We start from the raw sequence: 25605 nt of genomic DNA, 5'->3' as shown, positions 1-25605 counted from the left end.
GAATCAGCTTCCGGAACCCTCCTCCCGCTCCCGCAGCAGCGTGTTCACCGTCGGGCCGATGGCTGCGGCCCCGTTCGGATTCAGCATGCCCGTATGCCATTCGTCGATCGGAATCTCGTGAACGGCCCCGGTGATATGCCCGCGCCACGTCGCGGCGACCTGGTCCCGGTAGGTTTCCCGGGTGGCGACGAACAGGACGGCGTCGCCGTCGAAGCGGCCCGGGGCGTGCGACACCGGCGTGGTGAAGCACTCGATGACCCGCTGTACCTGGTCCGGGGTCAGGATGCCTGCACTGCTCAGCCGATCCGCGATGAGCGGGAGCAGCGTCGCCGGCTCCTCGATCGGCTGCTCGTCGGCCAAACCGAGGAATTCGCGCCAGCCGCGCAGGAATTCGGTCAGCGCCTGCCGGGTGTGCAGTTCGTCCGGCTCGGGTGCGCGGACCAGGTTCTCCGCGACGCCCGCGTCGACCAGGGCCAGCAGTCCGACCGGGTGACCCAGCTGCTGCAATCGGGCCGCCATCGCGTGTGCAATCTTCCCGCCCAGGGACCAGCCCAGCAGGTGATACGTGATGCCCGGGAACGACTTCAGCAGTTCCTCGACATAGCGCTCGGCATAGTCCTGCACCGACTCCAGCCGGGGGCCGTCCTCGACGATATAGGGATCCTGGAGCCCGTAGACGGGCCGGTCCGGGTCCAGGTGACCCGCGAGCGCGCCGTACACCCAGGCCAGGCCGCCACCCGGATGGACGCAGAACAGCGGCGTCCGGTGCCCGGTGGAGCGCAACGGTGTCAGGACGCCGAGTGAGACGCCCAGCTCGGACTGCGGTTTCGCCAGATATCGGGCCAGTGCCGCCGGTGTCGAATCGGCGAACAGCAGCCGGTACGGCACCGCCACCTCCGTCCGTGCCCGCAGCTGCGACACCAATCGCATGGCGACGACCGACGTGCCGCCCAGGGTGAAGAAGTCGTCGTCGACGCCGACCTGTTCGACGCCGAGCACCTCGCGGAACACCGCGACCACGATCTCCTCGAGCGGCGTCGAAGGCGCGCGATAGGCGGTGCCCACCCACTCCGGCGCGGGCAGTGCGCGGCGGTCGATCTTCCCGTGCGCGGTCAGCGGCAGCCGCTCGAGCACGGTGACGGTGTCGGGCACCATGAACGACGGCAGCCGGTCGGCGACTGCCTGCCGGATCGCCGCCGCGTCGAGGTCGTGGCCCGGCTCGGCCGTAACGTAGGCGGCCAACCGCGCACCGCCCGCGTCGTGCACGGTGACCACCGCCTGCCCTACCCCGGCCGATTCCGTCAGCGCCGTTTCGATTTCGCCGAGTTCGAGGCGTTGGCCACGCAGTTTCACCTGGAAGTCGGCGCGCCCCACGAACATCAGCGCCGCGTCGGCGCCGGAGGGCAGCCACCGCACCAGGTCGCCGGTCCGATACATCCGTGTACCCGACGCCCCGCCGGGATCGGCCACGAACGACGCCGCGGTCATCCCCGGCCGGTCGAGATAGCCGCGCGCCACGTTCGGACCGGCCACGTACAGCTCGCCGACCGTGCCGGGCGGCACCGGCCGCAACGCCGAATCGAGTACCGCCAGACGTGCTTCCGGTATCGGACGACCCAGCGATACCGGATCGCCGACCGTCAGCGGTGTACCTGCGATCCACATCGTGCACTCGCTGGGCCCGTACACGTTGAACAGCGTGCGGACCCCGGCGGGATCTGTGCCCGCCCACCGTCGCACCAACTCCGGCGGGCACGCCTCGCCACCACTCACCACCACCCGCAGGTCCTCGAGCCCATCGGGATCGACGGAAAGGCCGACCGAGGGGGCCATGAACGCGTGCGTGACCCGCTGCTCACGCAGCAACTCCGCCAGTGGTTCCCCGGCGAAGACATCGTCCGGCGCGACGATCAGCGCCGCACCGGAGCCCACCGCCACCAGCAATTCGATCACGGCGGCATCGAAAGTGCGTGCGGCACCGGCCAATACGCGGGAGCCCGGGTCGGGCCGCCACCGTACCAGCTGGACGGCGGCCACGGCCGCCAGCCCCGCGTGGGTGACGGCGACGCCTTTGGGTGTGCCGGTCGACCCCGAGGTGTAGATGACGTACGCGGAGTTGGCGGGCCGCACCGCGCCGCCCCGCTCGCTGTCGCCGACCGGCGCTGCGCTGTACGCCGACAGATCGAGGTCCAGGTCGAGCACTCGAATGCCGGGCCGGGCCTCGGGATTCGCCACCGCCGAATCGAGTGTCCCGTGGGTGAGCGCGATGTCGCACTCCGCGAGAATGAGCCGGTTGCGTGCGGCCGGATGCGCCGGATCGACGGATACGAACGCGGCCCCGGTCCTGGCGACCGCCCACACCGCGCATACCCACTCCGCGGAACGCGGAAGCAGCACCGCGACCACCGATTCCCGCCCGATTCCGGACTCGATCAGCTGTCGAGCGCATCGGTTCGACCACTGATCGAGCTCACGATAGGTCCACTCGCGCCCGGAAGCGACGAGCGCGACCCGATCCGCGTGCTCGAGCGCGGCCCGATCCAGGATCTCGGTCAGGGTGGCCCGTTCCGGGGCCACGTCACCGGCACCCCACCGGGACAGGACATTTCGCTCGTCCGGATCGAGCACATCGATCTCGCGCAGACGTACCGCGGGATCGGTGACCACGGCATCGACGATCCGCCCCAGCCGCCGCGTCAACGCGACGATCGTGGACCGATCGAAAAGATCTGCGGCATAGCTCAGCCCGATCGACACTCCACCGTCGGCCGTGTCCGATGCCGTGACGGTCAGATCGAATCGTTCCACGCCGGTACCGAGATCCACCGGCGTGCACTCGATTCCGGGCATCCGCGCCTGCGCCGGATCGACCTCGAGGTGCTGGAACGTCAGCAGCACCTGGAACAGCGGGTGATACGCCTGGCTGCGCGGCGGATCGAGGGCCTCCACGACCCGTTCGAACGGAATATCGGCATGCGCGAACGCCTCCAGATCGACCCGGCGGCACTGCTCGAGCAGGTCGCCGAACGAGCCGGACTCCTCGACCCGGGTCCGCAACACCAGCGTATTGACGAACATGCCGATCAGCCCGTCCAGTGCGGCGGCGTCCCGGCCCGCGACGGGCGTGCCCACCGCGATATCGCCGCTGCCCGACACCCGGGCCAGCGCGAGGACCAGCGCCGCGTGCAGCACCATGAACATCGTCGCCCGGTGTGCGCGGGCGATCCCGTGGAGTCCGGCCGCCGTGTCCGCGTCCAGCGCAAAGGAATACACGTCACCGCGCTGTGTGGCGACCGCGGGCCGCGGCCGGTCGGCGGGCAGGTCCAGCCGAATCGGCAGATCCGCCAATTGTGTTTTCCAGTAGTCGATGTGACGTGCGGACCGGCTCTGCGGGTCGGACTCGGCGCCCAGCAGCTCACGCTGCCACAGGCTGTAATCCACGTACTGCACCGGCAGCGGCCCGTCCCACCGCGGTTCCCGCCCCGCCACGCGCGCCGAGTACGCCAGCGACAGATCCCGCGCCAGCGGCGCCAGGGACGCACCGTCGGCCGCGATGTGATGCAGCACGAGCACGAGGACGTACTCGTGAGAACCGGTGTCCAGCACGGTGACTCGCAACGGGGGAGTGCAGGTGAGATCGAACCCGCGCCGAATCAGCGGCAGTACCGCCTGCTCGAGGTCGGCCGCGTCGACGGTCCGCACCTCGAGGGGCACGGTGTGCTCGGGCAGGATCCGCTGGTACGGACTCCCGTCGTGGTCCCCGAACACCGTGCGCAGTGTTTCGTGCCGCGCCGCCAGATCGCCGAGGGCGGCCCGCAGCGCCCCGATATCGAGCGTGCCGGCGCAGCGCAGCACGAGCGGGATGTTGTAGGCCGGTGAGTCCGGGTCGAGGCGGTTGATGAACCACATCCGCCACTGCGCGAACGACAGCGGCGGATACTCCGGGCGCTCGCGCGCCACCAGCCGCGACCGGGCGGGATCCGCTCCGGACGATCGCTCGGTCAGCAGCCGCGCCAGCCGCGCCCCGGTGGGCGCGTCGAAGACTTCCCGCACGCTCACCTCGACACCGGCCGCTGCTGCCAGGTGGGCCGCCGCCCGGGTCGCCGAGAGCGAATGCCCGCCCAGCGCGAAGAAGTCGTCGTCGACACCGACCCGGTCGGTCCCCAGCAACTCGGCGAATACCGAGACCACCATCTCCTCGAACGGCGTCGAGGCGGCCCGGAAGGTCACCGCCGCAGGCCATTCCGGGGCGGGCAGCGCGCGGCGATCCACTTTGCCGTTGCTGGTGAGCGGAAGCACGTCGAGCACCGTGACGGCCTCGGGCACCATGAACGACGGCAGGCGGCGTGCGAGGGCCTGCCGGACCGCGACCGGGTCGAGCGAGTACCCGGGTGCGGCGGTGACGTAGGCGGCCAATCGCGTCGTCGCGCTCGGCTCGACTCCCGCGGTGTGCGCGACTACCACCGCGTGGCGCACCTCGTCCAGCCCGGTCAGCGCGGCTTCGATCTCGCCGAGTTCCAGACGCTGAGCCCGGATCTTGATCTGCCGATCGGCGCGTCCGGCGTACCGCAGGGCGGGCCCTGCGCCCGCGGGCGCCCAGCGCACCAGATCGCCCGTGCGATACATCCTGGACCCGGCCGGTCCGGCCGGGTCGGCCGGGTCGGCGACGAACGCGGCGGCCGTCAAGGCGGCTCGGCCGAGATATCCGCGGGCCACGCCGGGCCCGGCGACGTAGAGTTCGCCGACCACACCCGGCGGCACCGGACGCAGCCACCCGTCGAGTACCACCGCCCGGACCCCGGGGATCGGCCGGCCCAGCGAGACCGGCTCGCCCACAGTCACTTCGGCCGCCGTGACCCAGATCGTGGATTCGCTGGGCCCGTACAGGTTGTAGATCCGAGGACCCTCGGACCACTGCCGCACCAGCGCCGCCGGGCATTCCTCCCCGGCGACCATCAGCACGCGCAGCCCGCGCACCGGCTCCATCGTGGCCGCCACCGCCGGCGTCAGACAGGCGTGCGTGACGCCTTCGGATTCGATCAGCGTCGCCAGTCGTGGTCCGGCGAAGACGTCGGCGGGAGCGATGATCGCCGCCGCTCCGGCCGATGTCGCCGCCAGCAGTTCGAATACCGCCGCGTCGAAAGTCCGTGCGGCCACAGCCGATACCCGGGAATCGGCGTCGAGACCGAACATGTCGCGCTGTGCGGCGGCGACGGCGGCCAATCCGGCATGGGTGACGGCGACCCCCTTGGGTGTGCCGGTCGTTCCCGAGGTGTAGACGACATACGCGGTGTGGTCCGCCCGCACCACACCGAGGCGCTCGGTGATCGGTGCGTCGCTGTACTCGCGAAGATCGAGCGCGGGATCGATCACGTGCAGATCGGTGTCGTCGGATTCCGATCCGCTCGCGGCGAGGAGGATCGTCGCACCGGCGTCGGTGCGCACCGACCGATTCCGTTCCCTCGGGTGCGCCGGATCCAGGGATACGAACGCCGCGCCGGTTTTCGCGACCGCCCATACCGCGCGCACCCACTCCGCCGAGCGTGCGAGCGCGATCGCCACCACGGTTTCCGGGCCGGCTCCGTGCGCGATCAGCAGACGCGCGCACCGATTCGACCAGCGATCCAGTTCCGCATAGGTCAGGCGGTCCGGCCCGGCGACGACCGCGAGCCGATCGCCGAACCGCGCGGCCGCGCGGGAGACCAGCTCGCACAGCGTGATCGGGGCCGGGGCCGCACCGCCGTCACCCCACGCGCGCACCGACTCCCGCTCGCTCGCGTCGAGTGCGTCCAGCGCGCGCAATCCGACCGCGGCATCGGCGGTCACCGCGACCAGGATGCGCGTGAGCCGAGCGGCCATCCGCTCGACGGTCGACCGATCGAACAGGTCGGTGGCGTAGCCGAGGGCGACCGGAATATCGCCGTCCGAGTTCGGGATATCGGCGACCGTGATCGAGAGATCGAATCGTTCGACCCCGGTATCGAGCGCCACGGGCGTGACGCGGAGGCCCGGCAGACGCGCGGCCGCCGGATCCAGGTCGAGATTCTGGAAGGCCAGCAGCACCTGGAACAGCGGATGGTGCGCCTGGGTCCGGGGCAGATCGATGGCCTCCACCACGCGCTCGAACGGGATATCGGCGTGGGCGAAGGCTTCGAGATCCGTCTGCCGGACCTGCTCGAGCAGATCCGCGAACGAGTCGGCCTCGTCGATCCGCGTGCGCAGGACCAGTGTGTTGACGAACATGCCGACCAGGTCGTCCAGCGCCGCGGCCCCGCGCCCCGCGATCGGCGTGCCGACCGCGATGTCGGTACCGCCGGACAGCCGTGACAGCAGCAGCGCCACCGCCGCGTGCACGACCATGAACACCGTCGCCCCGTGGGCGCGCGCCAGCCCGTCGATCCTGGCGAACAATTCGCCGCCGAGCACGAACGAGTAGGTGCCGCCCGCGTGCGAGGCGACCATCGGCCGTGCTCGATCGGCAGGCAACTCGAGCCGATCGGGCAGGCCCGCCAGCTGGGTTGTCCAGTAGGCGAGTTGACGCGCGGCCGCCGATTCCGGGTCGTCGTGCGCCCCCAGCTCCGCCCGCTGCCACAGGGCGTAGTCGGCGTATTGGAGCGGCAGGGGTGTCCACTCGGGGGCGCGTCCGGCCAGCCGGGCCGAGTAGGCGTTGGACAGGTCGCGGGCGAGCGGCGCGATCGACCAGCCGTCGGCGGCGATGTGATGCAGCACCAGGGCCAGGGTGTGTTCGCCGGAACCGCTGTCCAACACGGTGACTCGTACCGGGAGCTCGGTCGCGAGATCGAATTCCGGGCGGATCGATGCGGCGACGGCGGCGTCGAGCCGTGCCGGATCCACCGAGCGTGCGTCGATCCGCACCGCGGCTTCGGCGGCGGGCAACACCCGCTGGAACGGGGTCCCCGCGTCGTCGGGGAACACCGTGCGCAGGCTCTCGTGCCGCGCCACCACATCGCCGATCGCCGCGCGCAGGGCCGCGGTGTCCAGTTCGCCGGTCAACCGCAGCACCAGCGGAATCGTGTAGGCCGCCGACGCGCCGTGCATGCGGTCGATGAACCACATCCGCTGCTGCGCGAACGACAGGGGCACCCGCTCGGGCCGCTCCCGCGCGACCGGTGCCGCCACCGCCGCGCCGCGGCCACTCGCCAGCGTCTCGGCCAGGCGTGCGGGCGTGGGCGATTCGAACACCTCGCGCACGCCGACCTGGACGCCGGTCGCCGCCGACAGCCGCGACGACACTCGCATCGCCGAGAGCGAATGCCCGCCCAGCGCGAAGAAGTCGTCGTCCGCACCGACCCGGTCGAGCCCCAGCAGCTCGGCGAAGAGCTCCGCGATCACCTGCTCGGCGGGCGTGGCCGGGGCGCGGTAGGCGCGGGTGCGCGCTTGCGGTTCCGGCAGCGCCGCGCGATCGACCTTGCCGCTCACGGTGAGCGGCAGTTCGGGCAGGACCACGCACGCGTCGGGCACCATATGTGCCGGGAGCCGATGCCGGGCCGCGGCCAGTACCTGCTCCGCGTCGAGCTCCGCGCCGACCAGATAGCCGATCAGCCGCCGGGATTCGGCGTGCTGTGCCACGACGGCCCGGGTCACCCCGGGCGGCTCGGCGAGCACCGCCTCGATCTCACCGAGCTCGACCCGCTGGCCGCGCACCTTCACCTGGAAGTCGTTGCGGCCCAGGTAATCCAAGGTACCCTGCGCGTTCCAGCGCACCTGGTCGCCGGTGCGATACAGGCGGGAACCGCTGCGGCCGAACGGATTCGCGACGAACGCCGCCGCCGTGAGCCCGGGGCGATTCGAGTAGCCGAGGGCCTGCTGGATACCGCCGAGATACAGCTCGCCGCCGACGCCGACCGGCACCGGGCGCAGCAGCGCGTCCAGCACGACCGCCTCGATACCGCGGATCGGCCCGCCCAGGTGCACGGGCTCCTCCGGAGCCATCGGCGTGCTGATCGTGGTGACGATGACGGTCTCGGTCGGCCCGTAGGCGATGTACAGCCGTCGATCCGGCGCCCACGCGGCGACCAGCTCGGCGGGCACCCGCTCGCCGCCGGTGACCAGCACCCGCAGCGTGTCCAGTCCGACCGGCGACATGGTCGCCAGCACGCTGGTCGTCACGAAGGCGTGCGAAACCCGCTGCCGCCGAATGAGATCGGTCAGTGCCGAGCCGCCGAAGACATCCGGCGGCGAGACCACCAGCGCCGCGCCGTTCGGGTGTGCCATCAGCAGTTCCATCATCACCGCGTCGAAACCCGGCGCGGAGACGGCCAGTACCCGCGATTCCGGTCCCAGGTCGTAGCGTTCGCGCTGCTCGGCGGTGAAGTTCGCCAGGCCGTCGTGGCCGACGAGAACCCCCTTCGGTGTGCCCGTCGACCCGGAGGTGTAGATCACGTACGCGGTGTTGCTCCGGCGCAGCGGACGCACCCGATCGGAATCGGTCACCGTGGACGCCGAGTACGCCGCGAGGCGAGGACGCAGGTCCGGATCGTCGAGCAGCAGCCGATCCAGGGATTCGGGCAGGGTGTGCGCCGTGTCCGGCACCGACAGGGCAAGGCGCACTCCGGAATCGGCGACCATGCCGGTGACCCGCTGGGCCGGATACCGCGGATCGACCGGTACGAAAGCCGCACCCGCCTTGGTCACCGCCCACACCCCGAGCAGGAACTCGACACCTCGCGGCAGCGCCAGCGCGACGGCGTCACCGGGCCCGATGCCACGTTCGATCAGCAAGCGCGCCAATCGATTCGACGTCGCATCGAGTTCGCCGAAGCTGAGTGTCGTCGCGCCCGACACCACCGCGGGCGCGGCCGGGTCGAGGGCGGCTCCGGCCGCGAGCAGGTCCGCGAGCGGTCGCGGCGGCCGAGCCGGGATGCCGCGCACCGGGGCCAGCCGAGCTCGTTCGGCGGGTGCGAGCGGATCGATCGACTCCAGGGGGCGCGACGAGTCGTCGGCCATCGCGGTCAGGACGCGCGTGAGCCGATCAGCCACGGCCGCAACCCATTCCCGGGTGCAGACGCCGGGCTGGTACTGCACCTGGGCGCGGAACGAGTGCTCCTTGCCGACCACCAGCGCGAGGGGATAGTGGGCCGCGTCGTCGGACCGCAGCTCCTCGACCCGCAGGTCGGGGATCGCGGCGGCCTGGGCCGCGAGCGCGGCCTCGTCGACCGGATAGGACTCGAACACCAGCACCGTGTCGAACAGCGACGAAACATCCAGTGCGGCATGGATATCGGACAGTCCGAGGTGATGGTGGGCCAGGAGTTCGGACTGCTCGGCCTGGACGCGGCCCAGCAGCGCGGCGATCGATTCGCCGGGCACCCGGCGGACCCGCACCGGGATGGTGTTGATGAACAACCCGACCGCGGCTTCGATACCGGGCAGCTCGGCGGGACGGCCGGATACCGTGGCCCCGAAGACGACATCGTCGCGCCCGGCCAGGTAGCCCGCCACAGTCGCCCACGCCACCTGGAACACGGTGTTCACCGTGACCCCGGCGGCCACTGCCGTGGCGCTCACCCGGTCGGCGAGTCCGTGGCCGAGATCGACTGTGACAGAGCCGGATCGCTCGGTTGCCCGCTGCGCCGCCCGTGGCGCCAGCAGTGTCGCTTCGGCGCCGTCGAGCGCGGCCCGCCACACTCGCAGCGAGTCCGCCGGATCCCGGCGGCCGAGCCATTCGAGATAGGACCGATACGATCCCGCCGGATCCGTGCGGGGCGCGTCCTCCGGTGCCGCGTACGCCGCGAGCAGGGCCCGCAGCAGCGTCGGCATCGACCATCCGTCGAAGAGCACGTGATGATAGGAGAGCAGCAGCTCGTATCGGCCCTCCGCGACGGTGACCAGGGTGAAACGCATGAGCGGTGGCGTTTCGAGGTCGAACGGCTCGGCCCGGTCCCGATCCCGCACCGCGGCCAGCGCGGCGTCCGACTCCGTCGCCGGTACCGCGCGCAGGTCGAGCTCGCGCCACGGCGCGACCGCCTCCGACGCGACGACCTGCACGCCCGTGCCCTCGGCAGTGCCGGAGAACGCCACCCGCAGATTCGGATACCGCTCCAGCAGCGATCCGGCCGCGCGCCGCAGTCGCTGGGCATCGACCGTGCCGGACAGCGTGATCGCGAGTTGCACCGCGTACACGTCCACCGTCGACTCGGCGAGCCGGGCATGGAACAGCAGCCCGCTCTGCAACGGTGACAGCGGCCAGACCTCGGTCAGGCCGGGATAGCGCGCCTCCCAGGTCGAGACGTCGGCCTGGGAGGCCCGTACCAGCGGGAAGTCCGAGGGGGTGTGCCCGCCGGAGTCCGGGGCGCGCAGCCGGGTGACGGCCGCGTGCAGGGCATCGGCCCAGGACCGGGCCAGTTCGTCGATCTCCGGCTCGTCGAGCAGGTCGTCGCGGTAGGCGAAGGTGGCCGAGAGCCGCCCCGCGGTGACCGCGGCCGTGATGTCGACGACCGCGCTGGCCATGATGTGCAGGTCGGCGTCGGCGATCGGCGTACCGAGTTCGTCGGTGACGGCGAATTCGGCGGTGGCCGGACCGGTCAGCCGGCCGAGGTAGTTGAAGGCGATCTGCGCGGGCAGCGCCTCGGGCAGCGCGTGCGCGGTGTCGGCGTTGAGGTAGCGCAGCAAGCCGTAGCCGATGCCGTGGTCGGGGATCTCACGCAACTGCTCCTTGGTCAGTTTGACCGCCGTCTCGATCGCCGCCCCGCCCGCGAAGGCATCGTCGAGATCGACTCCGGCCAACCGGATCCGCACCGGGTACACGGTGGTGAACCATCCGACCGTCGAGGTCAGGTCCGCACCCGGGAGGACCTGTTCTTCGCGGCCGTGGCCTTCCAGCCGCAGCAGCGTCGAGGATTCCGTGACGCCGCGCCCGGCACGCCAGCGCCGTACCGCCAGGGCCAGCGCGGCGACCAGGGCGTCCTGGACATCGCCGTGGCAGGCCGCGGGCACCCGGGTGAGCAGGGCCTCGGTGTCCTCCGGCGAAAGCTCCACGCGCCGTACGCGTATCGCGCACGCCCGGTGCGCCACACGCGACCCGAGCGCCGGGTCCGGACCGTCGAGGATCCGCTGCCACAGCGCCAGTTCCGCCACCCGTCGCGGTATACGCGCCGCCTCGACCAGGCCGTGTGCCCAGCGCCGCAAGGATGTCCCGGTCGGCGGCAGTGCCACCGTCGCGCCGTCGCGGTGCTGCCGCCAGGCCGCGATCAGGTCGGGCAGCATGATGCGCCACGACACCCCGTCCACCACCAGGTGATGCGCGACGAAGACCAGCTGACCGGCCTGCGATGGATCGGCGGAGGCAAACCACAGTACTTGCAGGACAACGCCTTCGGCAGGATCCAGCCGGTGCAGTGCCGCAGCGACTTCTGCCTCGGCGAGCCGATGCCGATCCTGCCGGGTGCTGGCCGGATCGACGACGATCGTGCGCACCAGCGACTCGGCGTCCACCGCGCCGCTGGGCCGCGTCTCCCAGCGCCACTCGCGGCTGTCGTGCCACAGACGCGCCCGCAGCATGTCGTGCCGATCCAGCAACGCGGCCAGGACCGTCGTCAGAGCGGTCCGATCCAACCCTGCCGGGGCGGAGAGCACCAGGGTCTGATTGAACGGCGCGAACCCACCGCGCTCCACCATCCAGCGGACGATCGGGGTCAGCGGCAGCGAGCCGGTGCCCCCGCCGGGCAATTCCTCCAGAACCGGTGCGGGAGCGACCGATTCGGCCACGCGCGCCAGCCCCGCGACCGTGCGCGCCTCGAACACCTGCCGGGGCGTGAACACCACACCGCGGTCCTTGGCCCGGGCGACGACCTGGATGGAGACGATGCTGTCGCCGCCCAGGGCGAAGAAGTCGTCGTCGGCACCGACGCGGTCGAGCCCGAGGACCTGCGCGAACACCGCGGCCACGATCTCCTCGGCGGCGGTGGCGGGCGCGCGGTACGTCGTGGTCGGCCACTCGGGTTCCGGCAGTGCGCGCAGGTCCACCTTCCCGCTCGGGGTCAGCGGGATCTGGTCCACGATCGTGACGGCGTCGGGGACCATGTAGGACGGCAGCCGCCGCGCGGCGGCCGCCCGGACGACGGCGGGATCGGGCCGGTGGCCGTTCGCGGGGGTGATGTAGGCGGCCAGCCGCGCCGTGTGGCCGTACGTGACCGAGGTGACGACAGCGCGCCGCACGGCGTCGATATCGCTCAGCACGCTTTCGATCTCGCCGAGCTCCAGGCGCTGACCGCGAATCTTGAGCTGGGCGTCGGCCCTGCCGCTGATCTCGAGCGCTCCGTCCCCGGGCCGGTGCCGCACCAGATCGCCGGTGCGGTACATGCGGGATCCGGCGGGGCCGAACGGGTCGGCCACGAACGCCGCGGCGGTGAGGCCGGGGCGCTCGAGGTATCCGCGGGCCAGGCCGGGCCCGGCGACGTAGAGCTCTCCGATCACACCCGGTGGCACCGCGTTCAGCACGGAATCCAGCACGGCCGTGCGCATGCCGGGGATCGGCGCTCCGATCGAAACACCTCGGCCGGCAAGCATGTTCGCGCCGGTCACCCAGATCGTGGCCTCGCTGGGCCCGTACAGGTTGTGTACGCAGCGGTTCTCGGCCGCCCAGTGCCGGACCAGCGCCGGCGGGCAGGCTTCACCCGCGAGCATCAGTACCCGCGGACCGTGCGAGCGCGCGGTGTCGAGCGTGGCCGCGACCGCGGGCGTCACACATGCATGCGTCACCTTCGCGGCGCGGATCAGCTCGGCCAGCGGCGGCCCGGCCACGACATCCTCGGGAGCGACGACGAGTGCCGCGCCATTGGGTGTCGCCAGCAGCAGTTCGAAGATCGCCGCGTCGAAAGTGCGTGCGGCGACCGCCAAAACACGTGACTCGGCGGTCGCTCCCAGATCCCGGCGTTGCGCCGCGATGAGCGCGGCGAGCCCGGTGTGGGGTACCGCCACCCCCTTCGGCGTGCCGGTCGACCCCGATGTGTACACGACATAGGCCGTGCTGTCCGGCCGCATCGCGCAGCGCCGATCATCATCGTCGAGCGCAGCGTGATCCCATGGGGCAGAATCGAATTCGTCCAGGTCGAACACGGAGACATCCAGCGTCGTCCAGTCGCCGGTCGACCCGGCGGCGGTGAGTACGACGCGGGGTGCGCAATCGGCGACGATCCCGCGGGTGCGTTCCCACGGCTGGGCCGGATCCAGGGAGACGAACGCCGCACCGGTCTTCGCGACCGCCCATACCGCGCGCACCCAGGCGGCGGACCGGGGAACGGCGATGGCCACCACGGATTCCGGTCCGGCGTCCCGGGCGATCAGCGCCCGCGCGCACCGATTCGACCACTCGTCGAGCTCCCGGTACGTCCATTCCCGCCCGGTGGCCACGACCGCCGGGCGCGCCGGGAATTCCGCCGCGGCGCGGGCCAGGATCGCGGCCAATCCCTCCGGCTCCGGGCCGGGGCCGCCATCGCCCCACCGGCGCAACGACTTCCGCTCCTCGGGCGCGAGCAGATCCAGCTCCCGCAGGCCGATCGCCGGATCGGCCACGACGGCGGCCAGAATCCTCTGGAAGCGCTGCGCGAACGCGGTGATGGTCGACTCTTCGAACAGGTCGAGGGCATAGCTGATCGTGATCGGCACCTCGGCGGTCGCGTTGTCCGGTATGTCGGCGACGGTGAGGGTGAGGTCGAACCGCTCGATCCCGATATCCAGACTCCGCAGCGGCTCGACCTCGAGCCCGGGCAAGCTCGCCAGCGTCGGGTCCAGATCGAGGTTCTGGAAGGCCAGCAGCACTTGGAACAGCGGATGGTGCGCTTGGCTGCGCGGCGGATCGAGCGCCTCCACGACGCGTTCGAACGGAATGTCGGCGTGGGCGAACGCGGCCAGGTCCACCTGACGGCACCGAGCGAGGAGCTCGGAGAACGTCGCGGCCGGCTCGACCGGAGTGCGCAGTACCAGCGTATTGACGAACATGCCGATCACGCCGTCCAGCGCCGCCGCGCCCCGACCCGCGATCGGCGTACCGACCGCGATGTCGGTGCTGCCCGACAGCCGCGACAGCAGTACCGCCAGGGCCGCGTGCACCACCATGAACGGCGTTACCCGCTGGGTGCGCGCCACCGCGCCCACCCCCGTCGCCGTCGCGGCGTCCAGTGCGAAGGAGTAGGTACCGCCTCGCTGGGACGCGGCCACCGGTCGCGGCCGATCGGCGGGCAACTCCAGCCGGTCCGGCAGTTCCGCGAGCCGGCTTGTCCAATAGGCGAGTTGGCGGGCGACCGCGCTGGTCGAATCGGATTCCGTGCCGAGCACCTCGTGCTGCCAGAGGGTGTAGTCGGCGTATTGCACCGGCAGCGGCGGCCACTGGGGCGCCTGCCGCGCCAGACGCGCGGTGTAGGCGAGGGAGAGATCACGCACCATCGGCGCGACGGACCATCCATCGGCGACGATGTGATGGAACACCGCGACCAGCAGATGGTCCTCGGACCCGCTGCGCAACAGCGAGATTCGCCACGGCGGCCGCGCGGACACGTCGAAGCCCTGCCGTACGATATCGCGCGCGCGCTCGGTGAGTCCGGCCGCCTCGACCGTCTCCGGCGCGAGCTCGGGAGCGTCGCTGACCGGTAGAATCCGCTGACTCGGCGTGCCCTGCTCGTCCGGGAACACCGTGCGCAGGCTCTCGTGCCGCGCCGCGAGATCACCGATGGCCGCGGTCAGTGCCGCCGGATCCAGCGGCCCGCGCACACGCAGTACCACCGCGATGTTGTAGGCGGGGGAGCCGGGCTGGAAGCGGTTGAGGAACCACATGCGAGACTGCGCGAACGACAAAGGAATTCGATCGGGCCGCGCCCGTCGCGCCAGTGGCACGCTCGGACCCGCGGCGGAACGCACCGCCAGGATCGCGGCCAGGCGGGCCGCGGTCGGCGCATCGAACACATCGCGCACTTCCGCCGTGAGACCAGTCGCCGTCGCCACCCGGGACGTGACCCGGGTCGCCGACAGGGAATGGCCGCCCAGCGCGAAGAAGTCGTCCTCGACGCCGACCCGATCGATGCCGAGGACATCCGCGAAGACCGTGGCGACGATCTCCTCCCAGGGCGTCGACGGGGCGCGATAGTCCGAGGTGCTCAGCTGGGGTGCGGGCAGCGCGCGACGATCCACCTTGCCGCTGGGCAGCAGCGGCAGCTCGTCGAGCAGCACGATGGCCGCCGGAATCATGAACTCCGGCAAGCGTTCCGCCGCGAAGTGCCGGATATCGGCCACCAGATCACCGGCCCCGGGATCGTTGACGTAGGCGCTCGGCGACTCCAGTATTCCCGCGCCGGAATAGATATCGTCGAAGACCGTGGTCTCTTCCGCGTCTCGGACCAGGACCGCGTCCATGTGGCCCGGCACCGGCGACCAGGTGACGGCCACCGTGCACCCCGATTCCGTGCCGAGCGCCCGGAGCTCGTGCGGCAGCACGGCCGGGCCCCGGTGCACCAGGTCGAGATCGGCTGTCCGCGCGTGCTCGTCCGCTGTCTCGAGCAGCCGGGTGGCCGCGACATCGGACACCGTACCGGCATGCGGTATTCCGACGATGCGCAGTCCGTCGGGCACCTCGGTGGCGAGGTGAGCGCGCAATTCCCGCAGGTCACCGAATTCGGCCCAGTTCCGCCGCGGGAGCTCGGCCAGCGAGTGGACCTTCGCCGGGGCCTTGTGCAGCACCACGTCGTAGCGGTAGCGGGTCAGCTCGTTGTCGACCGGCGCGTACTTCAATTCGATGTCCACCGCCGCGATGTCGGTGATCCGTGATCGCAACGCCCCGAAGAACTCCGGGGCGATGAGCAGTTCCTGCTCCGCGGACAGCGCGCGCCGGGCCCGGGCGCGCGCGGCGGCGACCGTGTCCTGCTCCTCGCCGCCGGCGAGCTGGGTGCCGGTGGCGAACTCGCGCAGCAGCGACAGATTGCGGAGATCGCCGAGGAACAACGCGCCGCCGGGCGCCAGCAGTGCGAGCACCTTCTCGATGACGTCGATCAGGTAGGCGGCGTTCGGGAAGTACTGTGCCACCGAGTTCACCACCACCACATCGAAGTGGTCCGGTGGCAGGTCGGAGACGTCGTCGGCGGACTGCACGCGCAACCGCACCCGATCCGCCCAGTCCACGCCCGATTCACGCAGCCGCGCACCGAGATTGGTGATGGTGGCCGCGGAGAAGTCGGTGCACCAGTATTCGGCGCACCGCTGCGCCAGCCGCGACATCAGCAAGCCCGATCCGACGCCGATCTCCAGCACACGTACCGGCCGCAGGCCGAGCACCCGCTCCACGACCGCGTCGCGCCACTCCCGCATCTGCGCCACGGGAATCGGCTCGCCGGTGTAACTGCTGTTCCAGCCGCCGAAATCGGCGTCGAGCGCCAGCGGTTCGGCGCAGGTCCGGCCGTTTCCGAGGTAGCTCTCCTTGCCGCCGTAGAGGTTGTCGTAGACCGCACGCCAGTGCTCGACCAGATCGGCCGCCCGGCCGCTGTCCTGGCCGGCGGTCGTGTCGCGCACGAGGTAGGCGACCAACTGCTTGTCGAGTACCTCCGCCGAGCTCGTGCCGGCCCCCAGGGCGCGGGCGACGACGACGGCCCGCGCCACCGCCGGGTGCGCCACCAGGGCCGCCTCGACCTCGCCGGGTTCGATCCGGTACCCGCGCACCTTGACCTGATCGTCGGCGCGGCCCGCGAATTCGAGCAGTCCGGTGCGGGTCCACCGCACCACGTCCCCGGTCCGGTACATCCGCTCCGCGCTCGCGAACGGGCAGGCCACGAACCGCTGCGCGGTGAGCCCGGCCCGGCCCGAATATCCGCGCGCCACTTGCGCTCCGGCCACGTACAACTCGCCCGGAACACCGATCGGCACCGGCCGCAGACGCGAATCCAGTACGAACACCCGCACATTCGCGACCGGCGTGCCGATCGGCACCGGGGTCTCGGCGGACCAGGGGTGCGACGCGAGAATCCGGTGGGTCGAGACGCAGACCGTATTCTCGGTCGGCCCATAGGCATTGGCGATATCGACGCCCGGCCAGCGGTCCCGGAATCGGGTGACCGCCGCCGAACTCAGGGCGTCACCGCCGGTGACGACCTGGCGCACCGGCGTGAGCTCGAGCTCCGGTTCCGCGGTGGCGAGTACCTCGAACAGCGCGGTGGCCGCGAAGATCGTGGTAACGCGGTGGCGGGCGATGGTGCGCGTCAGCGCGGCGAGATCGAGGCGATCCGGTGGTGCGACAACGAGTGTCGAGCCCGCCAGGAGCGCGGGCCACAGTTCGTAGGCCGAGGCGTCGAAGGCCATCGAGGAATGCAGCAGCACCCGGTCGCCCGCGCCACCGGGCCAGCCGTGCGCCGCCATGGTGAGTACGCCGCGGTGTTCGACCACCACGCCCTTGGGGCGTCCGGTCGAACCGGAGGTGTAGATGACATACGCCGCGTCCGCCGGTGTCAGCGTGGGGAATTCGACGGCACGGGCCGGGCCGTCGTGGTCGCCGGCGTCCAGCGCCAGCACCGACCGCGTACCCGGGGGCAGTTCCGCGGCGACAGCCACCGTCGTCAGCACCAGCAGTGGATCCGCGTCGTCGAGAATGAATTCGATTCGGTCGCCGGGATAGTCGAGATCGATCGGCAGATACGCGCCACCGGCCACGATGACGGCCAGGACGGCGACGACCAGATCCACCGACCGCGGCAGCGCCACGGCGACGACCGATCCGCGAGCGGCACCCCGGTCGATCAGCGTCCGGGCCAGCGCATCCACCCGTTCCGCCAGCGCACGATAGCTGAGCTCGCCCTCGGCATGCGCGAGGGCGACGGCGTCCGGCGCGGCCGCGACCCGGGCGGCGAACAGCTGCGCGATCGAGCCGGACCGAGGCACGGGCGCGGCCGTGTCGTTCCACGTTCGCAGCACCCGCTCGCGTTCAGCAGGCGTGAGCGGGTCGATCCGGTCGAGCGGCAGGTCCGGATCCGCGGTGACGGTCTCCAGCAGGCGCAGATAGCGCGCGGCGAGATCGGTCACGGTCGCGCGATCGAACAGATCGGTGGCGTACTCGATACGTCCCGACAGCACCGGAGCGCCACCGGCCGGATTCGCCCGCTCCACCACATCGACGTGCAGGTCGAATTTGGCGGTACCGGTGATCGCCGGAACGATCTCGACCGCCAGCTCCGGCAGCCGCAGCTCGGGCAGCAGGTTGTTCTGCAATGCGAACGACACCTGGAACAGCGAATGGTAGGCGGCCGACCGGGTGGGTTGCAGCAGTTCGACCAGCCGCTCGAAGGGAGCGTCCTGATTCTCGTAGGCGGTCAGCGCTTTTCGGCGCACCTGATCGAGGACCTGGGTGAAACGCGGATCGCCGGACAGGTCGACGCGCAGCACCCAGGTGTTGACGAAGAAGCCGATCAGATCGTAGGTCGCCGCCTGCGTGCGCCCGGCGACGGGGCCGCCGAGGCTGATGTCCGAGCCGGCGCCCAGCTGCGACAGCAGGACCGCCAGCGTCGCCTGCAACAGCATCGACGCCGTCACCTGGCGTTCGTGGGCCAGCCGGGCGATCGCTTCGCACAGCGCGGGCTCGAAGGCGAACTCGATGACGTCGCCGCGATTGCTCGCCACCGGCGGTCGCGGACGGTCGGCCGGCAGGGCGATCGGCTGCGGAGCATCCGCCAATGCCGCTGCCCAGTAACGGAATTGCCGTGCCAGTACGCTGTCCGGATCGGATTCCGTGCCCAGGGTCGCACGCTGCCACAGCGTGAAGTCCGCGTATTGCACCGGCAGTGCCGCCCACCGCGGCGAGCGCCCGGCCCGGCGCGCGGTGTAGGCCGCCGTGAGGTCGCGCACGAACGGCGCGATCGACCAGCCGTCCGCGGCGATGTGATGCAGCACCAGTACCAGGATCTGGTCGTCGGAACCGTTGCGCAGCACCGTCACTCGTAACGGCAGTTCGGTCGCGAGATCGAATCCGCGGCGTACGAGCGAAGTGACGGTCCGGTCGAGCTCGCCGGGTGTGACCGTCAGCTGCTCGATCGTGATCGCGGCCTGGTCGACGGGCAGGATGTGCTGGTAGGGCACCCCGTCCGCATCGGGGAACACGGTGCGCAGGCTCTCGTGCCGTGCCACCACATCGGCCGATGCCGCCGCCAGCGCGGCCTGATCCAGCGGCCCGCGCAGGCGCAGCACCATCGGAATGTTGTAGGCGGGGGAGTCGGGCTCGAATCGGTTGATGAACCACAGCCGGGACTGCGCGAACGACAGGGGAATTCGCTCCGGCCGGGGCTGGACGGTCAACTCCGTTCGGGCCGGATCGAGGCTCGCCTCGCGTTCGGTGAGCGTGCGCGTCAGCCGAGCGGGTGTGGGGGACTCGAAGATGTCCCGCACCCCCACCTCGGTGTCCAGCAGCGCCGTCAATCGCGCGGCCACGCGCATCGCCGACAGCGAATGTCCACCGTGCGCGAAGAAATCGTCGTCGACCCCGAGGTGTGCCACCCCGAGGACGTCGGCGAAGACGGTGACGACCAGTTCCTCGCCCGGGGTCGTCGCGGCGCGCGGGTCCGCGGGCGTGTGGACCGGCGTGGGCAAGGCACGTCGATCCACTTTCCCATTGGGTGTCAACGGAAGCCGATCGAGGACGACGATCGCCGAGGGGACCATGTACTCCGGCAGGCGCTGCGCGAGGAACCGGCGGATCTCGGCGGCGTGGTCGACCTCGTCGGGCACCGCGCGCGCGGGTTCGAGAGTGATGTAGCCGAGCAGCCGTTTGTCGGCCGAATCCGCGGTCGCGGAACCTGTTTCGCGAGCGATCACCACCGACTGCGACACCAGCGGGTGCGCGGCCAGGGCGGACTCGACCTCGCCCGGCTCGATCCGGTACCCGCGCACCTTCACCTGGTCGTCGGCGCGGGTGACGAATTCCAGCTGCCCCGCCCGGGTCCACCGCACCAGGTCGCCGGTCCGGTACATGCGCTCACCCGCGCCGAACGGGCAGGCCGGGAACCGCTGCGCGGTCAGGCCCGGCCGGTTCCGGTAGCCGCGTGCCAGCTGCACCCCGGCCACATACAGTTCGCCCGGTACCCCGACCGGCACCGGGCGCAAGCGCGCGTCCAGGACGAACAAGCGCATATTCCCCACGGGAGCGCCGATCGGGACGGTGGCACCGCTCGAGGAATTCGGCGAGTCAGGGATCACGTAGGTCGAGACGCACACCGTATTCTCGGTCGGCCCATAGGCATTGACCACCTCCACCGCCGGCCACCGGTCACGGAAGCGCGCCACGGCCGCCGGCCGCAACGCGTCACCGGCGGTGACCACGCGGTGCAGCGAGCCGAGCACCGGCTCGGACCCGGAACTCGCCAGGATCTCGAACAGCGGGGTGGTGACATACAGGTCCGTCACGTCGTGGCGGGACACGACGCGGCCCAGCGCGGTGAGATCCGCGCGCCCGGGCGGCGCGATCACGATCGTCGACCCGGTCAGCAGCGCCGGCCACAGTTCGTACGCCGAGCCGTCGAACGCCATCGACGAATGCAGCAGCACCCGCGCGCCCGTTCCGCCCGGCCACCCGTAGGCCGCCAGGTTCACCACGCCCCGGTGCTCGACGACCACGCCCTTCGGCTGTCCGGTCGAACCCGATGTGTAGATCACATAGGCCGCGTCGGCGGGTGCGGGTGACGGCAGGACGACCTGGGGGAACGCGCTGTCGAGCACCGCGACATCCAGGCACGCGTGCCCACCCGGCGGCAGATTCGTTGCGACGGTTCCGGTCGTCAGTACCAGTAGCGGATCCGCGTCGCCCAGCATGAATTCGATCCGGCCGCTCGGATAGTCGGGATCGATCGGCAGGTACGCGCCACCGGCCACGACCACCGCCAGGAGCGCGGTCACCAGATCGACCGATCGGGGCAGGGCCACGGCCACCACCGCACCCGGTCCGACACCCCGGTGCGCGAGGGCCCGCGCCCGGATATCCACGCGCGCCGCCAATTCCGCGTACGTGAGCTCGGTGTCGTCGCACCGGATCGCGACCGAATTCGGTGCGGCGGCGACTCGTTCGCGGAACGCCGCCACGATGGTGGTCTCCGGTTGCGAGGCACCGGAGCGTGCATGCCCTTGCGCCAGCATCCGTTCGCGTTCGGTGTCGGCCAGCAGGCCGATATCGGCGATCGCCGCGGACGGGTCGGCGCACACCGCGTCGAGCACCCGGAGGTAGCGGTCGGCGAACTCCGCGACGGTGCTGCGATCGAACAGGTCGGTGGCGTATTCGATCCGTCCGGTGAACACCGGGGGAGTCGTCGCCGTGGCCCGGGTCTCGATGAGATCGATGTGCAGATCGTTCTTGGCGGTTCCGGTGGAGCAGGTGAGGAATTCGGTGACCAGGCCGGGCAGGTCGAGTGCGGGCAGTCCGCCCGCCTGCACTTCCAGCGATACCTGGAACAGCGGGTTGTAGGCCGTGGAGCGGGCCGGATTGAGCAGCTCCACCAGGCGCTCGAACGGCGCGTCCTGATTCTCGTAGGCGGACAACGCCTTTCGCCGAACCTGGTCGAGCACCTGCTCGAACCGCGGGTTGCCGGACAGATCCACCCGCAGCACCCAGGTATTGACGAACAAGCCGACCAGGTCGCGCAGGGCCTCCTCGCTCCGTCCCGCCACGGGGCCGCCGATCGAGACATCCGATCCCGCGCCGAGCCGCGACAGCACCACCGCCAGCGCGGCCTGCAAGGCCATCGACGCGCTGACCCGATGCTCGCGTGCCAGCCGATACAGCGCCTCGCGCCGGGCGGCGTCGATGGTGAACTCGACGACAGCACCGCGTGTGCTCAGCACCGGCGGCCGCCCGCGATCGACCGGCAGGGTGATCGGCTGCGGCGCGTCCGCCAATTCCCCTTCCCAGTAACGACATTGGGCCGCGAGCGCAGCTGCGGCCTCGGACTCCGAGTCCAGTAGCGCCCGCTGCCACACCGCGTAGTCCGCGTACTGCGCGGCCAGTGGTTCCCACTCGGGCTCCCGTCCGGCCGCGAACGCGGTATAGGCCGTCGACAGATCCCGCAGCAGCGGCGGCATCGACAAACCGTCCGCGGCGATGTGATGCAGCACGAGCACGAGCACCTGCTCGGCCGGACCGCATCGAAGCACGGTGGCTCGCACCGGCATATCCGTGCGCAGATCGAATCCACGGCGGACCAGGGCCGTCACCGCGTCGGTCAGGTCCGCCGGAGTCGCTTCGGCGAACTCGAGCACCGGATCCGCGGGCACGACCTCCTGATACGGCACACCATCCAGCTCGGGATAGCGGGTCCGCAGCACCTCGTGCCGCGCGACCACCGCGCCGAGGGCCGCCGCCATGGCCTCGGTGTGCAGTGTTCCGGCCAGCCGGAACACCAGGGGAATGTTGTAGGTCGGTGCATGCGGATCGAAGCGGTTGCCGAACCACATGCGTGATTGCGCGAAGGACAGCGGGATTCGGGCGGGGCGCGCCCGGAGGACCAGTTTCGACGGGGCCGCACCCGCCTCGCGCTCGGTGAGCACCCGGGCCAGCCCGGCGGCCGTCGGCGCGTCGAAGATATCGCGGACACCGACCGCGCGGCCGGTCAGTTCGGCCAGCCGGTTCGCCACGCGCGTCGCGGAGATCGAATGGCCGCCGCGCGCGAAGAAGTCGTCGTCGACGCCGATCTGTTCGACGCCGAGCGCCTCGGCGAACGCGGCGGCGGTGATCTCCTCGAAGGGGGACGAGGCGGCGCGGTAGGCCGCCATCGATCGCCGCGGCGCCGGCAGCGCGCGGCGATCGACCTTGCCGCTGGGGGTCATCGGGAGCTCGTCGAGGACTGTGACGGTCTCGGGGACCATGTACCCGGGCAGCCGCCGGGCCGCCGCCCGCCGCACCGCCTCCGGGGCGAGGACATGGCCCGGGGTCGCCGTGAGATATGCGGCCAGCCAGGCTGTTTCGGCAGTCGTGCCGGCCGTGGTGACGATGGCCTGGCGCACCTCGTCGAGCGCGTCGAGCGTGGCTTCGATCTCGCCGAGTTCGAGGCGCTGGCCGCGGATCTTGACCTGGGAATCGGCGCGCCCGACGAATATCGGGCGCGGGGTGTCCCGGCCGCCCCAGCGCACGACGTCGCCGGTGCGGTACATGCGCGTGCCCGGGGGGCTGTACGGGTCCGCGACGAACGAGGCCGCGGTCGCCGCGGCACGGCCGAGATAGCCGCGCGCCACGCCGGGACCGGTGAGGTACAGCTCGCCCGCGACGCCCGAGGGGGTGGGCCGCAGCCGGGTGTCCAGGACCGTCAGCCGGACGCCGGGGATGGGGGAGCCCAGCGACACCGGGGTATCGGGGTGCACTGCCGCCGCGGTGACCCAGATCGTGGCTTCGCTGGGGCCGTACAGGTTGTACATCTCGGCGTTGCCGCACGACCAGTGCCGCACCAGCGCGGGCGGGCATGCCTCGCCCGCGACCATGAGCACGCGCAGATCCGCGAGCCGGGCCGGGGCGAGCGTGGCGGCGACAGCTGGAGTCAAACATGCATGTGTCACATGCTGGGCATGCATGAGCTCCTGCAAGGACGCGCCGGCGAACACGTCGGCGGGCGCGACGACGAGCGCGGCCCCGGCGGACACGGCCGCCAGCACCTCGAAGATCGCCGCGTCGAAGGTGCGGGCGGCGACGGCCAGCACGCGGGAGTCGCTGCCGAGCCGGTACTGCCGGGCGAGGGTGTCCGCCACGGCGGACAGCCCCGTGTGGGTGACGGCGACGCCTTTCGGTGTGCCCGTCGAGCCCGAGGTGTAGACGATGTAGGCCGTATTGCCGAGTCGCGCCGCGACAGTTCGTTGCGGGTCGCCGTGTGGTTCGAGCCGGTCGATGTCGATCACGCGAGTCCCGAACCGGTCCGAATCGACAGCGCCGCCATCGGTTTCGCCGCTCGTGAGCACGAGGACGGCCGCGCAGTCGGCGAGCACGAATCGATTGCGCTCGACCGGCTGGGCGGGATCGATGGTCACGAACGCGGCGCCGGTCCGGGCGACTGCCCAGACCGCGCGCACCCACGCCGGAGAGCGGGTGATCGCGATGGCCACCGTCGTTTCCGGTCCCGCGCCGTGCTCGAGCAATGCGCACGCGCACCGATTCGACCAGTCGTCGAGTTCCCGGTAGGTCCAGGGGTGCGCGGGGTCGAGGATCGCGAGCCGGTCCCCGTGCGCCGCCACCGCGCGAGACAGCAAGCCGGGCAACGTGACCGGCTCCGGCCCCGGCCCGCCCACGCCGGATTCCAGCAGCAGGCGGCGCTCGTCCGGCGTGAGCAACTCGACGGTGTGCACCGGCAGCCCGGGATCGGTGTTCACGCTGTGCAGGAAGGTGTCCAGGAATTTCATGAAACGCCGGTGGTGGCCGGCGATCTGGTCCGCGGAGTAGACGCTCGGGTTGGCGAAGAAATCGAGGCGGGTGCTCTCGCCGCCGACGGACGGATAGACGTTCACCGAGAGATCGGGAACCAGCCCCGGCGTCAGCACCCGCAGCCGGCCGGTGATATCGCCGAGCACGATCGGAGTATCGAGAATCATCAGGTCGACCATCGGCCCGGCCGCCTGTGGAAGATGGCGCGCGGCAACCGATTCGGAGTCCTGGAGCATATCCTCGTGCCGGTAGCGCTGCCCGCGCAGCACCTCGAGCATCGTGGACCGGACCTGCTCGAGCAGTGCCCCGACCGAGTGGCCGGGAGTGACCCGCACCCGGAACGGCACGATATTGGCGGTCATACCGCCGGAACGCCCCATGGCGGCCGTGACCCGCGCGGACACCGGCACACTGAGCACGACGTCGTCGGTTCCGGTCAGCCGCGCCAGGTACACGCCGAACGCGGCCAGGACGAAGACCGCCGAGCCGCCGGGCCGGGTCGCGACGGCGGTGCGCAGCGCGGTGTCGGTTTCCGGGGACAGCAGGGCGCTCACCGACAGCGGATGCTGCTCGGCGAGCGCGACCCGATCGGTGAGCGTCACCGGCACGGGGAGCTCCGCCACATACTTCGACCAGAACGTTCGATCGTCGTCGAAGCGCTGCGAGGCGCGGTACTGCTGGTCCGCGGCGACGATCTCGCCCAGCGACCGAATCGTCTGCCGCGCAGGCTCGTTGCCCGCCCGGGCGGCGTTGTAGAGCTGCGCGCTCCGGGTGAGAATGTTCAGGGCGGCGATGCCGTCCATCACGATGTGATGAGCGCGCAGGTACCAGAACCAGCGCCGCGCGCCGACCCGGACCACCGCGCCCTGCACCACCGGGCCGTTCGCGAGATCGATCGGCGCGCGGTAGTCGGCTCGCATCCATTCCTCGGCGGCGGCGACCGGATCGGCTGCCGAGGTGCAATCCAGCTGCCGGACAGCGCCATTGGCGGTGTCGTCCACCACCTGACGTGGTTCGCCGTCCACCTCGACCACGCGCACGCGGCTGACCTCGAATTCGTCGAGCGCCTGCCCGAACGACGCGCTCAGCAGCGCGGTGTCGAGCTCGCCGGCCAGCTCGAGATACAGCGCGTTGGACACCGGTGTCGCGCCCGCCAGCTGCTGGAGTAATCCGATCGCGCGCTGCGCGGCGGTCAGCGGATAGGTCGGTCCGGGTGATCGATGGTCGCGCAT

Annotated in this window: 1 protein-coding gene; it reads right to left on the bottom strand. The window is 71.1% G+C overall.

Going from position 1 to position 25605, the window contains the following annotated elements; translation table 11 throughout:
• Nucleotides 1-3: 3 nt before the first annotated feature.
• On the bottom strand, nucleotides 4-25605 hold the full coding sequence (locus tag ACFVMC_RS30405) for a non-ribosomal peptide synthase/polyketide synthase (protein ID WP_379215971.1): 25602 nt from the start codon (nucleotides 25603-25605) through the stop codon (nucleotides 4-6).

Source organism: Nocardia sp. NPDC127579 (assembly GCF_042672005.1).
In the GTDB taxonomy this organism is placed as follows: Bacteria; Actinomycetota; Actinomycetes; order Mycobacteriales; family Mycobacteriaceae; genus Nocardia.
This window is presented reverse-complemented; position numbering and strand designations above follow the sequence as displayed.